This is a genomic window from Halanaerobium kushneri (assembly GCF_900156285.1).
Lineage (GTDB): Bacteria > Bacillota > Halanaerobiia > Halanaerobiales > Halanaerobiaceae > Halanaerobium > Halanaerobium kushneri.
The window spans coordinates 92,251-113,162 of sequence record NZ_FTNC01000006.1 but is presented as its reverse complement, the minus strand read 5'-3'; the positions used below and the strand labels follow the sequence as shown (position 1 = coordinate 113,162).

Sequence of the window (20,912 nt, the reverse complement as noted above, 5' to 3'; positions counted from 1 at the left end):
AATAATAAAACTAGCTTAAAATCGGATATGAGCTGGACCTTTTTCAGGAAGCTCTGTCCTGCTGTCGATAACAGCAGGACTCCGATAAATACTGAAGGAGGAAAAATTATATGTTAAGATCGATGTATGCCGGTGTGTCAGGTTTAAATGCACATCAGCAGATGATGGACGTGACAGGTAACAATATTTCCAATGTAAATACTATTGGTTTTAAAAGCAGCCGTGTCACTTTTAAAGAAATGTTAAGTCAGACAATTCAGGGTGCTTCTGCACCACAGGCTAACCGGGCCGGTACCAATCCACAGCAGGTTGGACTTGGTGTGGGAGTTGGAAGTATAGATAGTGATATGTCTTCCGGTAACCTGCAGTCAACAGGGAAGACTTCTGATGTTGCAATTCAGGGAGATGGATTCTTTGTTTTACGAGATGGCAACAATCAGGTTTATTCCAGAGCAGGAAACTTAAACTTCGATGAAAACGGAAGGTTATATTCATCCAGTACTGGAATGCTGGTTCAGGGCTGGATGGCAGATGCCAATGGAGACTATGGAGATTTTAATGCTCAAAATATTGATGACATTACATTAAAACAGGAAATTAATGCTCAAGAGACTGACAAAGTAAAGTATGGGAAAAATCTTGATGCTGGAGCAATGAATAGTCTAGAAATTTTAGAACAGAATTTAGAATTATCAACTGCATCTGGTTATGGAGAAGAATTATCATTTAGTCTACAAGAAACAGAAGAATTTAATGTTTGGGATTTTACTTTGAATGCGAGTAACTCATCAACTGAATTTAGTTCAAATGGAGAAACTTTTGATGATACTTTAAAAGGTAAAATTAAATTAGATAATAATGGCAATATTACTTCTTTTGAAACAAATGAAGGATTAGCAACTGAAGTTGATTTGTTGACAAATCCTTTGGTAACAACTATTGTTGACCCAAGCGGAACTAACCCCGATGAAACTTTGTCTCTATCATCAACTGATGTAAATAATATTTTTACTAACTCAACAGGAGTGAATGATGCAAATGTTGATCTTGCCTTCGAACAAACAGCTAAAAGAAACATTGCTGTTGATGTTTTTGATAGTCAGGGCGGCAAACATACTGTAGTGCTTCCACTTGAAAAAACAGCTAATAATGAATGGCAGATAAGTGATAGTGACGAAGATTTTTCTGTAGATGGTATTACTGGTACTGCCAGTTTGGGTGGAGACCATACAATAACCTTTGATGCAAATGGTAATATTGATGGTGGAGAAACTGTTGAATTAACTTTTACCCCTGCTGGTCCTGATATGGAACAAACTGTTGAACTCGATTTTAGTGCAGTAACTCAGTTTGATGGATCTATGACTGCTAATTTTACCAATGTTAATGGTTATGAAGATGGTGCATTAGAATCGTTCTCCTTTACAGAAACAGGAGATGTTGTTGGTTCTTATAGTAATGGTTTAACACAAACTCTGGCTAAGTTAGGATTAGCAAACTTTTCTAACCCGGCTGGATTGATGCGGCAGGAAGGAGTTTTCCAGACTACAAGTAACTCCGGTGATCCGGAATTAGGTGCTGCGGCTCAGGGTGGTTTTGGTTCTCTGGCTCCAGCAACACTTGAAATGTCAAATGCCAACCTTTCTCAGGAGTTTACAAATATGATTACAGCTCAGAGAGGTTTTCAGGCAAGTTCCAAATTGATTACAACCTCAGATGAAATGCTGCAGGAATTAGTTAATTTAAAAAGATAATTTTAATTAAACTGTCAGGCTGAGACCTATCACAGGTTTCGGCCTGATAGATAATAAAGTTCTTTAATAAGGAAGTGTATGATGATTAAATTGACCAGAACCAGTGGAAAAGAATTTGTATTAAATGCTGATCTGATAGAAGAAGTACAGGAGACTCCAGATACGGTAATTACTCTTACCAATGGCAAGAAATTGCTTGTCAAAGATTCAGCAGATGATATAATTAAAAAAGTAGTAACTTATCGCCAGAAAATAATGGCTGGAATTTCTAGAACAGGGGAGAGATCTTAAATGGATTTAGCAACAATAGTGGGTATGGTAGCAGGAGCAATAATATTTAGTTTAGTCGCGGTGCTGGGTGGCAATGTAGTAATCTTTGTCAGTGTTCAGTCCGCCCTGGTAGTTCTAGGTGGTACCCTGGCCGGTGTAATGATCAGTTATACTTTCCAAGATTTAAAGAATATCCCCAATCTTTTAAGAGTTTCATTTCAGGATGACAAAATGGAGTCAGAACATGTAATAGAAAATTTAGTAAATTTTGCTGAAAAAGCGAGAAGAGAAGGGCTTTTGGCCTTAGAAGATGATGCAGCAGAAATGGATGATGAATTTTTACAAAAAGGAATTCAGCTGGTAGTTGATGGAACAGATCCAGAGCTGGTTAGAAATATACTGGAAACAAAACTTACTTTTTTACAGGAAAGGCATGCCAAGGGGAGAGGTATTTTTGCTACAATGGGTCAGCTGGCACCAGCTTTCGGAATGATTGGTACTTTAATTGGTCTGGTGCAAATGTTGAGTCAGCTTGATGATCCAAATCAGCTTGGATCCGGGATGGCAGTAGCACTAATAACTACTCTGTATGGTGCTCTGCTGGCAAACTGGATTTTTATTCCTCTTTCTAAGAATTTAGAAACTCAGAGTAACCACGAGATTCATGTAAAAGAGGTTATCATTGAAGGGATTCTTTCAATCCAGGCTGGAGAGAACCCAAGAATTGTTAAAGAAAAATTACATGCTTTTCTCTCCGAAGGAGAAAAAGAAGAAGTAGAAGCCAGAATAGGAGAAGCAGGAGAGGTGGGTGCTGCAGAAAATGCCTCGTAATAAAAAGAATAATAATGGCGGGGGAGATGAAGGTGGTTCACCTGCCTGGATGACAACTTTTGGAGATATGATGACTCTGCTTTTAGTTTTTTTCGTATTACTATATTCTTTTTCGACAATGGATGTAGAAAAGTTTAAGGGTTTTATTTCTGCTCTTCAAAGTCAATTAGGTGTTTTAGAGGGAGGACAGACTATTACTCCCAATCCTAATATTGATGCCGGAACCCTGGGTGAAGATTATGCTCAGGCACCCCAGAACATTCGACAGGTAATGCGGGAATTAAACAATTATATAGAAGCTAATAATCTGGGTGACAGAGTTAATGTTGAAAACAAAAGAAAGGGACTGGTAATCAGTTTAACTGGTGAAATTCTGTATGAACTTGGTAGAGCTGAAATTAGAGACCAGGGGAGAGAAGTTCTGGCCATGATTTCTGATATTCTTAAAGATATTCCCAATGATATTATGATTGAAGGGCATACAGATGATTTACCGATTAGAACAGACGAATTCCCATCTAACTGGGAGTTGTCAACTGCCAGAGCTGTTAATGTGATAAAATTTTTGATAGAAGAAAGGAACTTTGATCCGGCAAGACTTTCTGCAGCAGGTTATTCTGAATATCGCCCGGTTGCAGAAAATACTACAGCTGAGGGAAGAGCTGAAAATAGAAGGGTCGAAGTAGTTGTATTAAATTCTCAGTATACAGTTAATAATGGCGCTGAAGCTGAAGACAAGCCTGTAGTTAGTAATCAGGAGTCTGCAGCTGAGGCAAATACAAAAAATCTGTTAAATAATAATCAAACTGAAAATACTGAGGAAGGAGGAAATATAGATGGCTGAAGAAGGACAGATGAATTTTAAAATGCTGGCCTTAATTATAGTTTTAGTAGTAATTATAACCGGGGTGGCAAGTTTTACTTTTTTTACTTATTTTTCAGTTTCCAGTGATGAGCAAAATAAAGAACAAGTTAAGAGTATAGAAGATATACGGCCAACTTATAATGCCGGGAGTTATACAGTTAATATTTCAAATAACAGTCAGATTAGCTTTGTTCGAGCAACTATAGTTTTTGAGCTTGAAAATGCTGAGCTGGCAAAAGAGTTGGACAAACGCTCATCTCAGATTAGAGACAGAGTAATTTCTACTCTAAGAGCTCAGAATCAGGAGATTTTAGAAGAGCCTGGTTCAGATACAATTAAAAAAATTGTTAAAGATAAAATAAATGAGTTATTGATTTCAGGAAAGATTACAAATGTCTGGTTTACAGAACTGGTTGTACAGTAGGGAGGATAAAAGATGGCTGATGTACTAAATCAAAATGAAATAGACTCTCTGCTCTCTGCAATTAGTGACGGCAGCCTTGATGTGGAGGAAGCTAAAGAACAATCAGAAGAAAAAGAAGTTAAAGATTATGATTTTCGCAGACCTGATAAGCTTTCTAAAGAGCAGATGCGAACATTACAGATGATTCACGAAAATCTTTCAAGACTATTTACAACAACTTTATCTACCAAACTTCGCAGTATGGTTAATTTTGAAGTTGCATCAATCGAACAGCTTTCTTATTCAGAGTTTATTCACTCTCTACCTGAACCAACTATTATTGGAATTAATAATTTGGATCCTCTTGACGGACAATTTATTTTTGAAATTAATCCAGAAATTGGTTTTGCAATTATTGATAGACTTTTTGGAGGTTTCGGCAATCCAATAGATGAAGTACGTTCTTTTACAGATATTGAACAGGTAGTAATTAAAAGAGTTATGAGCTGGCTTCTGGAAGGGTTTAGTGAAGCCTGGGAAAATATTTCTCAGTTAAAACCAAAGCTGCTTGAACTGGAATCAAATCCTCAATTTACCCAGATTGTTCCAGACAGTGACATGACAATAATTGTTACTCTTTCGGCGAGAATAGGTGGCAGTGAGGGATTAATGAATATTTGTCTGCCATATATAATGCTGGAGCCAATTGTAAGTAACCTAAATGCTCAATACTGGTTTTCGAGTACCAGAGAGAAACAGACTCCAGAACATATAGCGAAACTTCGCAAAAGATTAAATGAGGCTCTGGTTGAAGTTGATGCAGTTTTAGGAAGTACAGAAATTACAGTTGAAGATTTCCTTTATCTCCAGCCCGGAGATGTGGTAAGACTTGATAAAAAAGTTGAAGAAAATGCTGAATTAAAAATTGGCAGCAGAAGAAAATACGAAGCAGTTGTTGGAAATAAAAATAATCATAAAGCAATTCAAATTATTGGTGTAGCGGAAAACTTGTTAGAGGAGAGTGAAGACGATGACGAATGATGGTAATTTTTTATCACAGGATGAAATAGATGCATTAATGAATGATCAGGAAGACGAAGAACCTGTAGCAGATAGTCAAAAAGGTGGGCCAGATGCTTCTGATTTGAATTCAGAAGAAATTGATGTTATTGGAGAAGTTAATAACATTGCTATGGGCTCTTCAGCTACAGCGCTCTCCACATTACTTGATGAGAAAGTAGATATAACAACCCCAGAAGTTGATGTTAAAACTTTTCAGCAGTTAATTGAAGAATATGACAGACCCTGTGTCTTAGTTAAGGTAGAATATGTCGAAGGAATTGAGGGTCTAAGTCTTTTAGTTATTGATACAGAAGATGCTGCAGTAATTGCTGATTTAATGATGGGTGGAGATGGTCTCGAAGGTATGGACCAGGAAATGTTAAATGAAATTTCAATTAGTGCAGTTGGAGAAGCAATGAATCAGATGATGGGAGCTGCTTCTACAGCAATGTCAAATATTTTGGATGAACTGGTTAATATATCTCCTCCAACAGCAGAATTTATAGATCTGGATGATGTTATTGAAGAGGGAAGAGACTGGTTTGATCCGAACGAAAAAATTGTTGTCACTTCTTTTAAGCTGAAGGTTGGAGATGTAATTGATAGCAGTTTTAAACAGATTTCTTCTTATAATTTTGTTAAGGATCTGGCTGATTCTCTGCTCCATGGTAATACAGGTTTGATGGATAATACTATTGATGAAGAAGAAATTGAAGAAGAAGTAAAAGAAGAAGTTGATACTTCAGTTAAAGAAGAATATCAGGAAACAGAAGGTTCTCAGAGCTCTCAGGGACAAAAAAACAAATCAGCTTCTCAGACTAATACTGGTGAAGCCGGGCGGTCTTCACAGCAGAGAAGAGAACCGCAAAATAGAAATATTGAAAGAGAAGAAAAAGTTGATGTTCAGTCAGCACAATTTCCCGAATTTAGTCAGTCATCTACACAGCCCTTACCAAATAATATGGAATTAATTAAAGATGTACCGCTGGAAGTTACAGTAAGGCTGGGTAAAACAGTTATGAAAATTAGAGATATTCTTGATCTTGGGGATGGCTCTATAATTGAGCTTGACAAGCTCGCTGGAGAACCAGTAGATCTTTTGGTTAACGGAAAGCTGGTCGCAAAGGGAGAAGTTGTTGTTATTGATGAAAACTTTGGCTTTAGAGTTAAAGACATAATTAGTCCCGCTGAACGACTATCAAAGATATAGGCTGGTGATATAATGAATTATCTCTGGGAAACCTTTAAGATTACTTTTTACCTTGTTTTAGTAATTGGCTTTATTTTAGCAATTTATTATCTTTTGAAAAACAGATTTAATTTAACCAATTCCAGGCAGATGGAAATAATTGATACAATGCGGTTGGCCAATGGAGAGACAATTTATCTGGTTAAGGTTTTTAACGAAATTGTAATGCTTGGTGGTAGTAAAGAAGAATTAAATTATTTGCGAAGCTGGCCGATCGATCAGTTAGATTTTGATTTTAATGATTTGAGAAAAGAAAAAGGGAAAAAAGGAGATTTTAAAGATAAGCTAAAAAGTATTCTGGCTAAAGATAAAAGTTCTAACAGCAGTGATCAGGATGTTTAAAAGATTATTTTTAATTGCTCTGGTAATATTATTGTTATTTAATTTCAGTTTTTCTGTTTCAGCTCAGGATTTTAATATTCCAAATATTTCTTTTCAAATTGGAGATGAGGGAGCTGAAAATCAGGGGGATGATTTAGTTTTATCACTTCAAATTTTACTCCTGCTGACAGTTTTATCTCTTGCTCCGGCAATCATAATACTTTTTACATCTTTTACCAGAATCATAATTGTTTTTTCAATATTAAAGAGGGCACTTGCTTTAAATAATATGCCGCCCAACCAGGTTTTAATTGGAATTGCAATATTTTTAACTATATTTATTATGTCTCCTGTCTGGCAGGGGGTAAATCAGAATGCTCTTCAGCCCTATCTTGCTGATGAAATAAGTCTGGAAGAAGCTTATCAGAATACTATTTCTCCAGTTAGAGAATTTATGTTTAATCAGGTTGATGAACGTTCACTGGCACTATTCACTAACATTGCGGAGATTGAGCGACCGGAGACCAGGGAAGACCTTCCAACATTTGTTTTAATTCCCGCTTTTTTAGTTAATGAGATTAAAATAGCCTTTCAGATTGGATTTTTATTATATATTCCATTTTTGATGATAGATATGATTGTAGCCAGTATTTTAATGTCGATGGGTATGATGATGTTACCACCGGTTATTATCTCATTACCGTTTAAAATTTTACTATTTGTTCTGGCAGATGGCTGGCATCTTTTAATTGGTTCTTTAATCGAAACTTTTTTCTAATTAATTAAAAAAACTTATTTTTAATTGCTAATTTTAAATAATTTGGGAGTTGAAGCATATGGGAGAAGCAGTAGTTCTTGATATTGGAAGACAGGCCTTATATACTGTTATTATTGTTGTTTTGCCAGTTCTGGGAGCGGGTTTGATTACCGGTCTTTTAGTTGCTATTTTTCAGGCTACAACTCAGATTCAGGAACAGACACTGGCCTTTGTCCCCAAAATATTTGCTGTACTGGCTTCGATAGCTTTTTTTGGTCCCTGGATAATGACAACTGTTGTAGAGTTTGTGCAGGAACTTCTGCAGAATATTCCTACCTATATTAGTTAGGGGCTGATTATAAGTGATAGATGGATTAATGATTAACGAACATATTTACCTATTCTTTCTAATTTTGAGCCGCTATCTGGGAATGATGCTTTTAACCCCCATATTTAGCAGTCGAGTAATATTATATCAGATTAAAATTTTAGTAGCGGTGAGTCTGGCTGTTCTTACATTTCCACTTGTAGTAGGGAATTATCCTGCAGTTTATCCGGACAGTAATTTGCTGGTGATTATTGAAATTATCAGTGAAGCAAGTATTGGCCTTTTTATGGGCCTGGCTGTTTTTCTAGTTTTTTCTGCAGTCCAGTTAGGTGGTCAAATTGTTGATATGCGGATGGGTTTCAGAATTGCCAATGTTGTTGATCCGTTTAGTGGAGTAGATTCACCGGTGATTGGACAGCTGAAAAATATTTTTGTAACTTTAATTTTTCTGGCTTTAAATGGTCATTTGCTTTTAATCAAACATCTATATCAGTCATTTGAGATTATTCCTCCTGGGCGAGTTAATTTTTCTTCAGAACTCTGGCAGTATTTTTTTAGAAGAAGTGCTGATATGTTTCTACTTGCAGTTAAGATTGCTCTGCCGATAGCTGGAGCTATCTTTTTTATTGACATTATACTTGCTTTTCTGGCAAGATCAGTACCACAGATGAATTTATTTATAATTGGACTACCAATTAAAATTATGGCTGGTTTGATTTTGATATTTGTTTTAATGCCGGTTTTAAACCACTATTATGCAGAAATATTAATGGATGTCATTAATGAAATTCCGGCTCTCTTTAAATTGATTGCACCCTAGTTTTACTGTGATTTGAAGGAGTATATTAGATTAATAATATTTTTAGCTTATTATAAATTGAACTGAAGGAGATAAAATTATGGCGGATAATGGAACTGGTGAAAAAACAGAAGAAGCCACGCCCAAACGGAAAAGAGAGGCCAGAGAAGAAGGTAATGTGGCCAAAGGAAAAGAAATAAGTCAGGCTTTTACGCTGCTGGCAAGTTTTATGTTTCTTTATTTTTTAATGCAGCAGATATTTTTTGGTGTACTTAATCAACTTCAGTATTATTTTAAAAACTTAATTGTCAGACCGTTTACAATTAATATGGCTTTTAATATTTTATATGATGCTTTTTTTTCAGTGGTAGAAACTATTTATCCAATTATGATAGTTACTGCTGCAGCAGGGATTTTGGTCAATTTTCTACAGATTGGAGCTCTCTTTACAACCAAGCCCCTGGTGCCTGATCTTAAAAAAATAGATCCGATTAAAGGTGCAAAAAACATTTTTTCCCTCAAGGGGTTTGTTGAATTATTAAAATCATTATTTAAGCTGGCTGTGATTGCAGTTATTGCTTATCGTTTTTTAATGAATAATCTTAATATATTTGAAAATAGTATCCACCAGGGACTGGATCAGTCACTGGTTGCTATTGCTGGTTTGATTACCAGGATGGCTTTTGCAATTATTGCTGCTTTAGTAATTTTGGGAGTACTAGATTTACTTTATCAAAGATGGCAGCACAATAAGGATCTTAAGATGTCTAAATATGAAGTAAAACAGGAACGAAAAGAGATGGAAGGGGATCCCATGATTCAGCAGCAGCGGAAGCAGAGACAGCGAGAGATGAGTATGAATCGTATGATGTCTTCTGTCAAAGATGCTGATGTAGTAATCACTAATCCTACTCATATTGCTGTAGCACTGGAATATGATCTGGAGGATATGGAAGCTCCTGTGGTTGTGGCTAAAGGTGAAGATTTTATTGCTCAGAAAATAAAAGAAAGAGCAAGAGATGCAGAGGTCGAAATAGTTGAAAACAAACCACTGGCTCGTTCCTTAAATAAAATGACGGAGATTGGTGATCAGGTTCCGGTTGAGCTTTATCAGGCAGTGGCTGAAATCCTGGCAAAAATATTTCAAAATAGAAATTAAAGAGATTAATTTATTAATTGCTATATTTTGTTTTAATTTAGTCTGATAGTTGATATAATAAGAACAACTTGTTTTAAATTTTTTACTTATACTGGTGGAGGTTAATTTTATTAGTGGATAATACTGCAGCTTTTACAAATATAACAAAAAATATGGATATAATTTTTGCTTTAATGGTAGTTGGAATAATTGTAATGTTTATTATTCCCTTACCAACTATGCTTTTGGATATGCTGCTGGCTGCCAATATAACCTTTTCAATGGTTGTTATTCTGGTGAGTATTTATACCACAGAGCCACTGGACCTTTCAGTTTTTCCCTCTCTTTTACTTTTTGCAACTCTTTTTAGACTGGGGCTTAATGTTTCTACGACCAGATTAATTTTAGGTCAGGGTTATGCTGGAGAAATCATAATGAGTTTTGGTGATTTTGTGGTCGGGGGAAATTATGTTGTTGGTCTGATAATCTTTTTAATTTTGGTAGTTATACAGTTTGTTGTAATTACTAAAGGTGCAGAGCGAGTTGCAGAAGTAGCAGCTCGATTTACTCTAGATGCAATGCCCGGTAAACAGATGAGTATTGATGCTGATTTAAATGCAGGTATTATTGACGAAAGAGAAGCAAAAAGAGAAAGAGAAAAAATTAGACAGGAAGCAGATTTTTATGGAGCAATGGATGGTGCCAGTAAATTTGTAAAAGGTGATGCTATTGCCGGTATTATTATAACTTTTATTAATATTATAGGTGGACTTGTTATTGGAATGTTACAGCAGGGAATGGGTTTTGGCGAAGCTTCTCAAACATATATTCTTTTAACTGTTGGTGATGGTCTGGTTTCTCAATTTCCTGCACTTCTAATTTCTACAGCTACCGGTATGGTGGTCACCAGAGCTGCCTCTGATAATAATATGGGTAATGAGATGACGGAACAGCTTTTAAAACAGCCCAAAGCTCTTTTTATAGCTGCGGGAGTTTTATTAGTACTTGGCTTTGTTCCCGGTTTACCTACAATTCCATTTTTAGTGCTGGCAGTATTTATTGCTACTATGGCGTATTTAATTATCAGGACCGCTCAGGTTGAAGCTCCGAGAGAAAAGAAAAAAGAAAAAGCGGAGTTAAGCCCGGAAGAAAAACAGGAGATGAAGGAACAAGAAATAAAACAGCTGATAAAAGTTGATAAACTTGAAATTGAAGTTGGATATAACCTAATTTCGCTTGTTCTTCCCGAACAGGGTGGAGACTTTTTAGATAGAGTTGCCAATATCAGAAAGCAGATTGCTATGGAGCTGGGTATTATTTTACCACCGGTAAGAATTGTGGACAACTTACAGCTGCAGCCAAACACATATAAGATTAAGCTGCAGGGAGTAGAAATAAGCGAATACCAATTATTTGCTGATAAATATCTGGCTATGGATCCAGGTGATACTTTTGAAGATATAGAAGGAGTAGATACTGAAGAGCCCGCCTTCGGTACACCTGCTATCTGGATTGAGGCTGAACAGCGGGAAAGAGCTGAGATGGCAAATTACACAGTAGTAGATCCTGGTTCAGTCATGGCTACTCATTTAACTGAAATTATTAAATCTCATGCTTATGAATTGCTGGGCAGAGAAGAAGTCAAAAAATTAATTGATAATGTAAAAGAGGATAATCAGGCTGTAGTGGATGAACTTATGCCGGATCTTATGAATCTGGGAGAAATTCAGAAAATACTGCAGAATCTATTGTGGGAAAATATTCCAATAAAAAATCTGGTTTTAATTTTAGAAACTCTGGCAGATCATGCTGCTCGAACTAAAGACCAGACTATTTTGACTGAATATGTACGTCAGGGATTATCCCGACAGATCAGTAATCAGTTTACTGATGAGAATAACAATTTAAATGTTTTTACTATTGATCCGCAGAAAGAGGAAAAACTGGCAAATTCTCTGGAGCAGTCTGATCAGGGTAATTATTTATCTTTACAGCCGGCTGAGGCACAAAATTTAATTAATAGTATAGTTCAGCAGGCTAAGCAGTTATTAGAACAGGGAAGAGAGCCCATTTTATTGACTTCACCAATGATTAGAAGGCCAATTAAAGAAATGGTACATCGAACTTTCTCTGATCTAACAGTACTCTCTTTTAATGAGTTGGAATCTGATGTTGAACTTCAGGTTCAGGGGGTTGTTAATTAAATGAAAGTAAAAAAATATACTGGCGAAACAATGCAGGATGTAATTTTTCAGGTTAAGGCTGATCTGGGACCTGAGGCTGTTATTGTAAATAAAAGAAAATTGAAACAGGGTGGGTTTTTCGGATTTTTCGGAAAAGAGGTTTTTGAGGTAGTTGCTGCTTTGGATAGTAAAGAGTCTGATTCAGAGACTACAGTAAAAGAAGATAATAATGATGATATTGTTGAAATTTCAAACTATGGAAGAAAAACGAGGAAAGTTGAGAGAACTAAGATCCAGAAAACTGCAAGTAAAGATCCTGAAAATAAAAATGCAATTAAAGAATTTATAGATGATTTAAAAACTGCTGCCGGATCTGAAGTAGATGTAACAGAAAAAAAATCAGAGCAGCCGAAACAAACTAAAACCAGCAATCAGACTGTAGAGCCGGAAAACTCTTTTAAAAAAGAATTAAAAAATCAGCAGAATTTAACAGCTGCTCAAAAACTGCAGAATAAATTTGATCAAAAAAATCCAGGAAATAAAAATAAAAATTTAAATAATAGTAATCAATTATATAATTATCTGTTAGAGCAGGGAGTAGACAGCAGAAATGTTAATCTGTTTTTAAAAGAAATGGATATAAAAACAGCTTCAGCAGGTGAAAATAACTTTGAGAGTCGTTTAAAAGAATTTTTAGGAATTTATTTTGCTGAAAATGAGGCAATAAAATTAGATTCAGCTCAAAAAGTTGTTTCTTTTATCGGTCCAACCGGAGTCGGCAAAACCACTACTATGGCAAAAATTGCTGCTCACTTTGCAGTAGATAAAAATAAAAATGTTGGTTTAATTACAGCTGATACCTATCGGATAGCTGCAGTAGAACAGCTGCAGACTTATAGTAAAATTATCGATATTCCATTTGCTGTCTGTTACAGCAGTTCTAAGCTGGAAGAAATGATTGCAGGACAGTTTAGAAATTGTGATTTAGTTTTGATTGACACTCCGGGCAGCAGCTGGAAAGATCAGATTCAGTTAGGGCGACTAAAAGACTATGTTGATCACACTCTGGTAGATGAGGTTCATTTATTATTAAGTTTAAATACTAAAAGCAGTGATCTGCGCAGTATTATCTCTGAGTTTTCCAAACTTAAACCTGACAGAGCTCTGCTGACAAAACTGGACGAAACAAGTAGTTATGGAGATATAATAAATATTAAAGAGAATTATAACCTGTCGTTATCCTATTTAACTTGTGGTCAGGATGTTCCTGAAGATTTTGAAATAGCAGGAGCTGATCAGATATACAGTTATTTATTTGGTGATTTTTATGCGTAGTCAGGCAGCAAAATTAAAAGAAATAATGCAGGAAAAAAAAGAAAAGGTTGAGGTAAAGGAATTTGAAACTTCATCCACCCGGACCATAGCGATTGCCAGTGGTAAAGGTGGTGTTGGCAAATCAACCTTTACAGTTAATTTTGCCTATAATCTTAGCAAGCTGGACAAAGAAGTTCTAATTATTGACAGTGATATTGGGATGGCTAATCTCGATATTATGCTGGGAGTACAACCTAACTATGATATGGGACACCTTTTGCGGGGAGAATGCAGTCTGGAAGATGCTGTGATAGAAGGTCCCGCTGGAATTAAACTATTAAGTGGTATTACCGGTGATGATAGTTTTATTGATATTCAAAATGATGCTATGCAAAAATTAATTGATCTGGGGGATCAGATTGAAAAAAATTATGATTATCTCTTAATTGATCTGGGGGCTGGGGCAGCAAAAAGTATTGTAAATACAATCCTGGCTGCTGAAGAGTTGATCCTTCTTTTAACTACAGAACCAACCTCTGTTATGGATAGTTACAGTTTAATTAAAATTCTGGCCAATCACAAATATAATAAACCGATCAAAATGGTAATTAACCAGACTGAGGACGAAAAGGATGCTCAAAAAACTGCCAAAAGAATTATCAAGACAGTTAAAAATTATCTTGATTTAGATCTAACTTTAATTGGCAGTATAGCTCATGATCGAAAGATTAGTGCTGCACTGCGCAGACAAAAACCTTATTCTGAATTATTTTCTAATCGGAAAGCAGCCAGAGATTTTGAAAATCTGGCAAGAAAAATTACCGGTGCTGAAAAAGAACAGCAGGCAAAAGGTGTAAAAAGTTATTTTTACAAAATGGTTGGTTTTTTTAATAAACATGTTAAATAGTCGATGGAGTTGAGAATATGAAGGAATTAGAGGTTAATCAAAAACTTGAAATAGAAGTTTTATCAGGTTCCTATCAGGGAAACTATTTAAGTAAAGTAGCAGATTTTCTGGAGGCTGGAATTATAATTACAGGTCTCTATCGCGAGGGAGCACCACTTCCTCTTAGATTAGATCAGACAATTAATGTTTATTATACTACTGATCGGGCTGCTTATAAATTTAAATCTAAAATTTTAAAAAGAACCAATAAACCGATACCATTACTTTTAATTGAAAGAGCTGATTCGGTAACTCGAATTCAGAGGCGTGATTATTTCAGACTCGATGTTACCGGTACGGTTGATATATATAAGATGATGGATGACAAAAAATATCCAAAAAAAATTTCCGAAGCCAGACTGCTGGATATAAGTGGTGGAGGGATTCAAATGCAGTTAAAAAAGAAATTCAAAAAAAATGAAGAAATACTAATCAGTTTAAAAAATATTCTGCCACCAAAAGAATTTATTAAAGCAAAAATTGTTCGAATCCAGCGGGAAAATAATGAGCTCAACAACTATGGAGTTCAGTTTGTAGAAATTGAAGAAGAGCAGCGAGAACAGATAATACAGTGGATTTTTGCCTATCAGCGTAAAAGCAGAAAAAAAGGTTTGAGATAGATGTTAGTAAACTCGCTTATTATAGGGCTAATTACATATACAGCTGCAGTTATTTATAATTTAATTATACGACAAAGTTTGGAGTTGGTTTTTTTTCTGGGGCTCAAATTTTTAGTTTATTCAACCCTGATGACTTTTTTTCTGCAGCTCAGTTATTATTTAATTAAAGATTATAATTCAGGTGCTGCAACTGAGATAGAAAATTCGGAAGACGAAAATGGACAGCTAAATTCTGAATCGGAACTGAATGATCAGGGAGAAACAGCTACCGACTCAGAAGCAGGGCAGGAATTTGCTGAATCTGCAGTTGAAAATGAGTTCGATAATCAGGAGTTTTCAGCTTTTAACCCAGAAGAATTTGACTATCAGCAGGATAATAACTAATTAAAGGGAGATTATTATGGCTTTAGATAAATTACTCTGGAAAAAATACAGGCTAAATAATAATCAGCAGGCTAGAGAAGAGATTATCTTAAAACATCTGGGACTGGTAAGGTATGCTGTAGGTAGAATTATTATTATGCTTCCTGATCAAATTGAAGCTGAAGATTTAGAAAGTTATGGAATAATTGGTTTGATTGAGGCAGTAGAAAAATTTGACTATCAAAGAGGAGTTGAATTTTCTACTTTTGCTCTGCCAAGGATTAAGGGAGAAATTTATGATTATTTAAGAAGTAAGGACTGGCTTCCGGATAATATGCGAAGAGAATTAAAAAGAGTAGAAGAGCAGCGAGAAAATTTTAAGGCTAAAACCGGCAGAGAGCCAGATCAAAAAGAACTTGCAGAATTAACAGGAATTAGTGAAAATAGATTAAATACTATTGAAAGACACAGTCAGCTGGCTAATTGGATTTCACTGTCCCATGAATTTGATGGAGCTGAATTAATAGAATTAATTGCTGCTGATCTTGATCAGGCAGTTGATAGATTAACAGATCAGGAAGCTGTTGATTTGTTATCTAAAAAAATTGATTTGCTTTCTGAAAACGAAAAACTGGTTTTAACTTTATATTACTATGAAGAACTAACTCAGGTTGAAATAGCAGAAGTGCTAGAGTTGTCTGCAGCAAGAGTTTCTCAGCTGCATAGTCAGGCAATTCGACGCCTGCGGGGAATGCTGAGTAGATCAAAAGAATATTTTTTCTAATGAGAGGTAGGTAATTAAAAGTGAGTAAAGAGCAGTTTGATAGAAAAGACCAGAATTGTCTGCTTAAGTTTACAGAAGATGAAATATTATTGAAATTAAGGTTGGATAATAATCCAGATTTACTAGAGATTGAAGATTTTTTAGTAGAAAATAATATTATGGAAGCAGATTATGAAAAAATTAAAAAAGCACTAAGTAATGAGCAGGAAGAATGGTTTAAAATTGCTGAAAATATAAATTTGCCTTCCGAAGATGATAAAATAGAAATTGAAGTTTCTAATGAAGGATTAAAAGTTTTATTAGATTTTACTCCGGGTAGAGATGGGAAGGAAATTAAATTTGGAGATTTAAAAGAGCTGCTGGCAGATAAGAATATTAGCTATGGAATCAAAGAAGAAAAAATAAAACAGGTTTTAAAAATTAGACAGCCGGTAAAAAGAGAAGTAATTGCTGAAGGGAAAGAACCTTTACCAGGAGAAGATGGATATCTAATTTATCATTTTGAAGAGAAGGAAAATAATATTGGTACTCTACGAGAAGATGGAACCATGGATTTTCATTCCAAAAATTTAATTAATAATGTTCGTCGGGGAGAAAAAATTGTAACAATGGTAGAACCAACCGCAGGTGAACCAGGAAAAGATGTTTTTGGAGAGGAAATTAAAGCTCCTGTTCCTAAGTCCGTAAAATTACCTCGTGCCAAAAACACTGTCAAAAAAAATAACAGCATTTATGCTGCTAAAGACGGTCAGATAGTGCGTAATGGGACAAAAATATCTATTAATCCTGTTTATCAGGTCAAAGGGGATGTAGACCTGGAAGAAGGTAATATAGATTTTGTTGGTAGTGTTAAAATTAGTGGTAATGTTAGAGAAGGTTTTGTTGTTAAAGCTTCTGGAGATATAGAAATTGCAGGAAATGTAGGTGCTGCAAAAATTGAAAGTGGAGGTAGTGTTTTAATAAAAAAAGGTTTTTTGGGCAGGAATAAAGGCGAAATTAATGCCAGTGGTGATGTAAATGCTCGTTTTGTAGAAAATGCTGAAATTAAAGCCAATAATGTAAGAGTACATGAGGCAATAATGCACAGTCATGTTACTGCTAAAAATAGTGTTATAGTAAGTGGAGGTAAAGGTTTAATTGTTGGCGGGCGGGTTATGGCCCAAAATATCATCGAAGCAAATATGATTGGCTCCAGTCTGGCAACAAAGACATATATTGAGATTGGGCTGGAGCCAGAACTGCGCAAGAAATTCAAAGCTGCCAAAGATGAGCTGGAGACAGTGGAGAACAATCTGGATAAGGTAATCAAAAGTGTAGATCTATTAAAATCAATGAAAGAAAAAGGAATCAAGTTACCAGCAAATAAGCGAGAAATGTTTTCTAAATTAAAAGCTACTAAAGATGAGCTGGAAGAAAGAAAATCAGAACTTGAGTCTGAAATTGAAGAACTGGAAGAACAGTTAACTGCATCTGAGGAGGCGGTTATAAAAGTTAATAACTGTATTTTCCCTGGAGTACAGCTTTTAAGTAGTAAGGATAAAATGATTATTCGCAACAAAATTTCGAAATGTGCCTTTACTGAAGTTAATAAGGAGTTAAGACAGAAAACTAATGTATAAGGAGGTGTTAAAATGATTAGAGGCTTATATACTGCCGCTTCTTCGATGAATGTGCTGGAGAAAAAGACAAATATTCGTTCCAATAATCTGGCCAATGTTAATACAGCCGGCTTTAAAAAATCAGAAGCTATCACTGCTTCTTTTCCCGAAATGCTTTTAAGCAGGATTGAAAATGGTAAAGCTGATAAGGAAATAGGTGAGTTGGCAACAGGTTCCTATGTAGAGCAGAGTTTTAAAGATATGAGTCAGGGGGTTTTTCAACGCACTGATAATTATTTAGATTTTGCTGTTGAAGGGAAAGGATTTTTTGTAATTGAAACTGATGCAGGCAACAGATACACTCGGGATGGTAATTTTACTATCAATTCTGATTCCGAGCTTGTAACCCAGAGCGGCAATTATGTGCTGGATAGTGCTGGAGAGAGAATTCAGCTTATTCCTGACCAGGATTTTAGGGTTAGTGCTGACGGTCAGATCACTTTTAATAATGGTCTTCAGGGAGCACAGATTGCACTGATGAATTTTGAAGATGAGTCCCAATTACTGCAGCAGGGTGATAATCTTTATGCAGCTCAGGAAGGGGCAGTAGCTGTTGAAACTGACGCTGGAATTGCTCAGGGGTATTTAGAAGGTTCTAATGTTAAAATTGTAGAAGAAATGGCAAAAATGATTAAGACTACCCGGCATTATGAATCAAACCAGAAAGTCATTAGTAGTATTGATGAGACATTAAACAAAGTGATTAATGAAGTTGGACGGGCATAAATATTTTAGATTGAGAGCCGGACCTGAAAAGGAAGCTCTTACTGCTGTTGACTGAAAGAGACAGCAGTTTTCAATTAAATTTATTTCAGTCTGTCCACTTCCAAAAAAATAAATGAGGTGGAAAATATGATTAGTGCTTTATGGACATCAGCAACAGGAATGAATTCACAGCAGACTAATATCGATGTTATTTCTAATAACCTGGCCAATGTAAATACAAGTGGATTTAAAAAATCTAAAATTAATTTTGCGGATTTAATTTATACAAATATGAGAGAATCCGGGACACCAAATGCTCAGGGAGCAGAAATTCCGACCGGGATTGAGGTTGGTCATGGATCTAAAGTTAACAGTACCCAGAAAATATTTACTCAGGGAAATATTCAAAATACTGATAGTCCCCTGGATATGGTTATTGAAGGAGATGGCTTCTTTAGAATACAGCTGCCAGATGGGAATTATGCTTATACCAGAGATGGTTCCTTTAAACAGGACAGTAATGGTAATATAGTTACTTCGGATGGTTATCAGATAGATCCTGGATTTCAGATTCCACAGGAAGCGACAGAAATATCAATAACTTCCGATGGTACAGTAAATGCCAAAGTGAATGGTGAAAATCAACAACTGGGTCAAATTCAGTTATATCGTTTTGCCAATCCAGCCGGTCTTTCCAGTGAAGGAAGGAATCTTTATTTACAGACAGTTGCTTCCGGGCAGGCTATGCAGGGAGTTCCTGGAGAAGCTGGTTTTGGTACAGTAACTCAGGGCTTTTTAGAAATGTCAAATGTTAAAGTAGTAGAAGAAATGGTAAATATGATTGCAGCTCAGAGAGCATATGAGACTAACTCAAAAGCTATTCAGGCTTCGGATGAGATGCTGCAGACAGCCAATCAGCTGAAGAGATAATAAGTTGCTAACTATTGAATAAAGCAGTGGCCAGAGGTGCATAATTATGAAGAAAATAATTGTTTTTTTAGCGGTGATCTTAACAATAATTATAACTACTAATACTGCTGCTTTTGAAATTGAAATACAAAAAGAAGTAGAAGTTAGTTCTGCCGAGATTTATCTGGGCGAAATTGCTCAAATTAAAGCTCCAGAGCTCTCTGATTCTGCTCTGAGTGAACTCAAAAATTTAGTTTTTAAATCTTCTCCCGGTCCAGGATATCAAAAAAGGCTGAGTCGAGTTCTTGTTGATTTAAGCATCCAAAATTTGGACTATAAAAAATCACAGTTTAAACTCCGGATGCCGGCAACAGTAATTGTTCGCCGTCGAAGTAGGGTGATTACCGAGGATGAGATTTCTAGGTTGGTTAAAGATTATTTAAAAACTGAGCTTGACTTTAAGGCTGAAGATATATTAATTGAAAGTAAAAGTTCTACCCATAATATTGAAATTGCAGCAGGTGATTATCAAATAAAGGTTGCTGAAAACCAAAATTTATCTCTGCCGGATATTAATCTAAAGCTTGAAATATGGCAGAATGATAAAAAAATACGAAGTCTTTTTTATCCTGTTAAAGTCAAACTGCTGCTTAAGGTGCTGACAGCAGATAAAAGTTTAAAAAGTAATTCAAAAATTAATAAATCGGACTTTTCAATTCGAGAGCAAAAGATTTCAGGTGATCCAACAGAAGTTATTCAGAGCTGGTCAGAAGTCGATTTCAATAATGTTCAATTATCAAGGCGATTAAAAAAAGGTGAAATACTAAAGTCAAATTATTTAAAGACCCCCTATGTAGTAAAATGGGGACAAAAATTACATTTAAAAGTTGAAGTTAATAATATAAAAGTTTCTACCTTTGTAGAGGCTAAAGAAAGAGGAAAAATTGGTGAAATCATTACGGTTGAAAATTTAAACAGTGGTTATCAATTTCAGGTTGAAGTAGTTTCACCAACTGAGGTTAAAATGATCTCAGATTAAGAGAGGTGCAAATATGTATTATTTAGGTAAATTTAAACTGATTAGTATAGTACTTATAATAGTTTTTCTGGCAACTTCTGCTGCAGCTGCAGAATCACTCTGGAGCGATAATTCTAAAGGTTTGTATCAGGATTATCCGGAGTATGAAATGGGAGATATAATTACTGTAGTAATTGAGGAAGACGCTAGTGCTATTCAGAGCGCTAATTCTGATGCGAGTCAGGGTAGTGATTACAATGCTGAAGGGAGTGGATTTTTAGATTTTCTTCCTTTCTTTGATTTCAGTTATTCAGATTCAGAATCCGCAGATGGTCAGACTCAACGAAGTGGTACTCTGGAGGCAGACATAACGACTGAGGTAGTAGAATTACGAGAAAATGGTAATCTTAAAATTCAGGGAACAAAAAGGGTAAAAATTAATGGTGAAATTCAGACAATTATCTTAGAAGGAGTAATTCGACCACAGGATATTAATTTTGATAATGAAGTTTCTTCCAAAAGGGTCAGTAATGCAAATATAGAATATGAAGGGGAGGGTGTTGTTGGTGATAAACAGGACCCGGGAGTTTTAACTAGATTATTTAATTTTATTTTTTAGTATTTGAAAGAAGGGA

Annotated in this window: 23 protein-coding genes; all 23 read left to right on the top strand. The window is 35.5% G+C overall.

Going from position 1 to position 20,912, the window contains the following annotated elements:
* Positions 1 to 110 precede the first annotated feature (110 nt).
* The 23 genes from BW929_RS05835 to BW929_RS05725 all read left to right on the top strand — a co-directional run bounded on the left by BW929_RS05835 (position 111) and on the right by BW929_RS05725 (position 20,896).
* Complete coding sequence (locus BW929_RS05835) at positions 111 to 1,754, top strand: flagellar hook protein FlgE (protein WP_076544434.1); 1,644 nt, start codon at positions 111 to 113, stop codon at positions 1,752 to 1,754.
* Between the two features lie 81 nt (positions 1,755 to 1,835).
* Positions 1,836 to 2,045 (top strand): flagellar FlbD family protein, encoded by a 210-nt coding sequence (locus BW929_RS05830; protein ID WP_076544433.1) that lies wholly within the window; start codon positions 1,836 to 1,838, stop codon positions 2,043 to 2,045.
* On the top strand, positions 2,046 to 2,855 hold the full coding sequence (locus tag BW929_RS05825; protein ID WP_076544432.1) for a motility protein A: 810 nt from the start codon (positions 2,046 to 2,048) through the stop codon (positions 2,853 to 2,855).
* Positions 2,833 to 3,699 carry a flagellar motor protein MotB gene (locus BW929_RS05820; protein ID WP_234978068.1) on the top strand — a complete coding sequence of 289 codons (867 nt, stop codon included), beginning with the start codon at positions 2,833 to 2,835 and terminating at the stop codon, positions 3,697 to 3,699. Before BW929_RS05825 ends, BW929_RS05820 begins: the two co-directional genes overlap by 23 nt.
* The gene (locus tag BW929_RS05815; RefSeq protein ID WP_076544431.1) at positions 3,692 to 4,144 is read left to right on the top strand and encodes a flagellar basal body-associated FliL family protein; all 453 of its coding nucleotides are present in this window, start codon (positions 3,692 to 3,694) and stop codon (positions 4,142 to 4,144) included. The genes BW929_RS05820 and BW929_RS05815 overlap by 8 nt, the downstream gene beginning before the upstream one ends.
* Positions 4,145 to 4,156: 12 nt before the next feature.
* Positions 4,157 to 5,164, top strand: a complete 1,008-nt coding sequence (fliM, locus tag BW929_RS05810; RefSeq protein ID WP_076544430.1) for a flagellar motor switch protein FliM — start codon at positions 4,157 to 4,159, stop codon at positions 5,162 to 5,164.
* The gene (fliY, locus tag BW929_RS05805; protein WP_076544429.1) at positions 5,154 to 6,395 is read left to right on the top strand and encodes a flagellar motor switch phosphatase FliY; all 1,242 of its coding nucleotides are present in this window, start codon (positions 5,154 to 5,156) and stop codon (positions 6,393 to 6,395) included. Before fliM ends, fliY begins: the two co-directional genes overlap by 11 nt.
* A 12-nt stretch (positions 6,396 to 6,407) precedes the next feature.
* A complete protein-coding gene (locus BW929_RS05800; protein WP_076544428.1) occupies positions 6,408 to 6,776 on the top strand; it encodes a flagellar biosynthetic protein FliO in 369 nt (122 codons plus the stop codon).
* Positions 6,769 to 7,533: a flagellar type III secretion system pore protein FliP gene (gene fliP, locus BW929_RS05795; protein ID WP_076544427.1), complete on the top strand. Its 765-nt coding sequence runs from the start codon at positions 6,769 to 6,771 to the stop codon at positions 7,531 to 7,533. The genes BW929_RS05800 and fliP overlap by 8 nt, the downstream gene beginning before the upstream one ends.
* Before the next feature lie 58 nt (positions 7,534 to 7,591).
* A complete protein-coding gene (gene fliQ / locus BW929_RS05790) occupies positions 7,592 to 7,861 on the top strand; it encodes a flagellar biosynthesis protein FliQ (protein WP_076544426.1) in 270 nt (89 codons plus the stop codon).
* Positions 7,862 to 7,874: 13 nt separating this feature from the next.
* Positions 7,875 to 8,660 (top strand): flagellar biosynthetic protein FliR, encoded by a 786-nt coding sequence (fliR, locus tag BW929_RS05785; RefSeq protein WP_076544425.1) that lies wholly within the window; start codon positions 7,875 to 7,877, stop codon positions 8,658 to 8,660.
* Positions 8,661 to 8,739: 79 nt separating this feature from the next.
* Entirely contained in the window at positions 8,740 to 9,798 is a 1,059-nt protein-coding gene (flhB, locus tag BW929_RS05780; RefSeq protein ID WP_076544424.1) for a flagellar biosynthesis protein FlhB, read from the top strand.
* 152 nt (positions 9,799 to 9,950) lie between these two features.
* Positions 9,951 to 11,981, top strand: a complete 2,031-nt coding sequence (gene flhA, locus BW929_RS05775; protein WP_407645368.1) for a flagellar biosynthesis protein FlhA — start codon at positions 9,951 to 9,953, stop codon at positions 11,979 to 11,981.
* A complete protein-coding gene (gene flhF, locus BW929_RS05770; RefSeq protein ID WP_076544422.1) occupies positions 11,982 to 13,295 on the top strand; it encodes a flagellar biosynthesis GTPase FlhF in 1,314 nt (437 codons plus the stop codon).
* Positions 13,288 to 14,181 carry a MinD/ParA family protein gene (locus tag BW929_RS05765; RefSeq protein WP_076544421.1) on the top strand — a complete coding sequence of 298 codons (894 nt, stop codon included), beginning with the start codon at positions 13,288 to 13,290 and terminating at the stop codon, positions 14,179 to 14,181. The genes flhF and BW929_RS05765 overlap by 8 nt, the downstream gene beginning before the upstream one ends.
* A gap of 17 nt (positions 14,182 to 14,198) precedes the next feature.
* Positions 14,199 to 14,840, top strand: coding sequence for a flagellar brake protein (locus BW929_RS05760; RefSeq protein ID WP_076544420.1), 642 nt, complete (start codon positions 14,199 to 14,201; stop codon positions 14,838 to 14,840).
* Positions 14,841 to 15,224: a hypothetical protein gene (locus tag BW929_RS05755; RefSeq protein ID WP_076544419.1), complete on the top strand. Its 384-nt coding sequence runs from the start codon at positions 14,841 to 14,843 to the stop codon at positions 15,222 to 15,224. It abuts the gene before it with no gap.
* A gap of 16 nt (positions 15,225 to 15,240) precedes the next feature.
* Positions 15,241 to 15,987: a sigma-70 family RNA polymerase sigma factor gene (locus BW929_RS05750; protein ID WP_076544418.1), complete on the top strand. Its 747-nt coding sequence runs from the start codon at positions 15,241 to 15,243 to the stop codon at positions 15,985 to 15,987.
* A gap of 20 nt (positions 15,988 to 16,007) precedes the next feature.
* Entirely contained in the window at positions 16,008 to 17,606 is a 1,599-nt protein-coding gene (locus BW929_RS05745; protein ID WP_076544417.1) for a DUF342 domain-containing protein, read from the top strand.
* 12 nt (positions 17,607 to 17,618) lie between these two features.
* A complete protein-coding gene (flgF, locus tag BW929_RS05740; protein ID WP_076544416.1) occupies positions 17,619 to 18,371 on the top strand; it encodes a flagellar basal-body rod protein FlgF in 753 nt (250 codons plus the stop codon).
* Positions 18,372 to 18,497: 126 nt separating this feature from the next.
* The gene (gene flgG, locus BW929_RS05735; protein ID WP_076544415.1) at positions 18,498 to 19,280 is read left to right on the top strand and encodes a flagellar basal-body rod protein FlgG; all 783 of its coding nucleotides are present in this window, start codon (positions 18,498 to 18,500) and stop codon (positions 19,278 to 19,280) included.
* A gap of 46 nt (positions 19,281 to 19,326) precedes the next feature.
* Positions 19,327 to 20,298, top strand: coding sequence for a flagellar basal body P-ring formation chaperone FlgA (flgA, locus tag BW929_RS05730; protein WP_076544414.1), 972 nt, complete (start codon positions 19,327 to 19,329; stop codon positions 20,296 to 20,298).
* A 13-nt stretch (positions 20,299 to 20,311) separates the two neighbouring features.
* Positions 20,312 to 20,896: a flagellar basal body L-ring protein FlgH gene (locus BW929_RS05725; protein WP_076544413.1), complete on the top strand. Its 585-nt coding sequence runs from the start codon at positions 20,312 to 20,314 to the stop codon at positions 20,894 to 20,896.
* Positions 20,897 to 20,912: the final 16 nt, after the last annotated feature.

Excerpts from the sequence above, each read along its gene's own strand:
- fliY (WP_076544429.1), top strand. The coding sequence starts at position 5,154 with ATGACGAATGATGGTAATTTTTTATCACAGGATGAAATAGATGCATTA.
- BW929_RS05800 (WP_076544428.1), top strand. The coding sequence starts at position 6,408 with ATGAATTATCTCTGGGAAACCTTTAAGATTACTTTTTACCTTGTTTTA.
- BW929_RS05765 (WP_076544421.1), top strand. The coding sequence starts at position 13,288 with ATGCGTAGTCAGGCAGCAAAATTAAAAGAAATAATGCAGGAAAAAAAA.
- BW929_RS05825 (WP_076544432.1), top strand. The coding sequence starts at position 2,046 with ATGGATTTAGCAACAATAGTGGGTATGGTAGCAGGAGCAATAATATTT.
- BW929_RS05750 (WP_076544418.1), top strand. The coding sequence starts at position 15,241 with ATGGCTTTAGATAAATTACTCTGGAAAAAATACAGGCTAAATAATAAT.
- flgF (WP_076544416.1), top strand. The coding sequence starts at position 17,619 with ATGATTAGAGGCTTATATACTGCCGCTTCTTCGATGAATGTGCTGGAG.
- flgA (WP_076544414.1), top strand. The coding sequence starts at position 19,327 with ATGAAGAAAATAATTGTTTTTTTAGCGGTGATCTTAACAATAATTATA.
- flhA (WP_407645368.1), top strand. The coding sequence starts at position 9,951 with ATGGATATAATTTTTGCTTTAATGGTAGTTGGAATAATTGTAATGTTT.
- fliM (WP_076544430.1), top strand. The coding sequence starts at position 4,157 with ATGGCTGATGTACTAAATCAAAATGAAATAGACTCTCTGCTCTCTGCA.
- flgG (WP_076544415.1), top strand. The coding sequence starts at position 18,498 with ATGATTAGTGCTTTATGGACATCAGCAACAGGAATGAATTCACAGCAG.
- BW929_RS05835 (WP_076544434.1), top strand. The coding sequence starts at position 111 with ATGTTAAGATCGATGTATGCCGGTGTGTCAGGTTTAAATGCACATCAG.
- BW929_RS05830 (WP_076544433.1), top strand. The coding sequence starts at position 1,836 with ATGATTAAATTGACCAGAACCAGTGGAAAAGAATTTGTATTAAATGCT.
- fliP (WP_076544427.1), top strand. The coding sequence starts at position 6,769 with ATGTTTAAAAGATTATTTTTAATTGCTCTGGTAATATTATTGTTATTT.
- flhB (WP_076544424.1), top strand. The coding sequence starts at position 8,740 with ATGGCGGATAATGGAACTGGTGAAAAAACAGAAGAAGCCACGCCCAAA.
- BW929_RS05760 (WP_076544420.1), top strand. The coding sequence starts at position 14,199 with ATGAAGGAATTAGAGGTTAATCAAAAACTTGAAATAGAAGTTTTATCA.
- fliQ (WP_076544426.1), top strand. The coding sequence starts at position 7,592 with ATGGGAGAAGCAGTAGTTCTTGATATTGGAAGACAGGCCTTATATACT.
- flhF (WP_076544422.1), top strand. The coding sequence starts at position 11,982 with ATGAAAGTAAAAAAATATACTGGCGAAACAATGCAGGATGTAATTTTT.
- BW929_RS05815 (WP_076544431.1), top strand. The coding sequence starts at position 3,692 with ATGGCTGAAGAAGGACAGATGAATTTTAAAATGCTGGCCTTAATTATA.
- BW929_RS05755 (WP_076544419.1), top strand. The coding sequence starts at position 14,841 with ATGTTAGTAAACTCGCTTATTATAGGGCTAATTACATATACAGCTGCA.
- BW929_RS05725 (WP_076544413.1), top strand. The coding sequence starts at position 20,312 with ATGTATTATTTAGGTAAATTTAAACTGATTAGTATAGTACTTATAATA.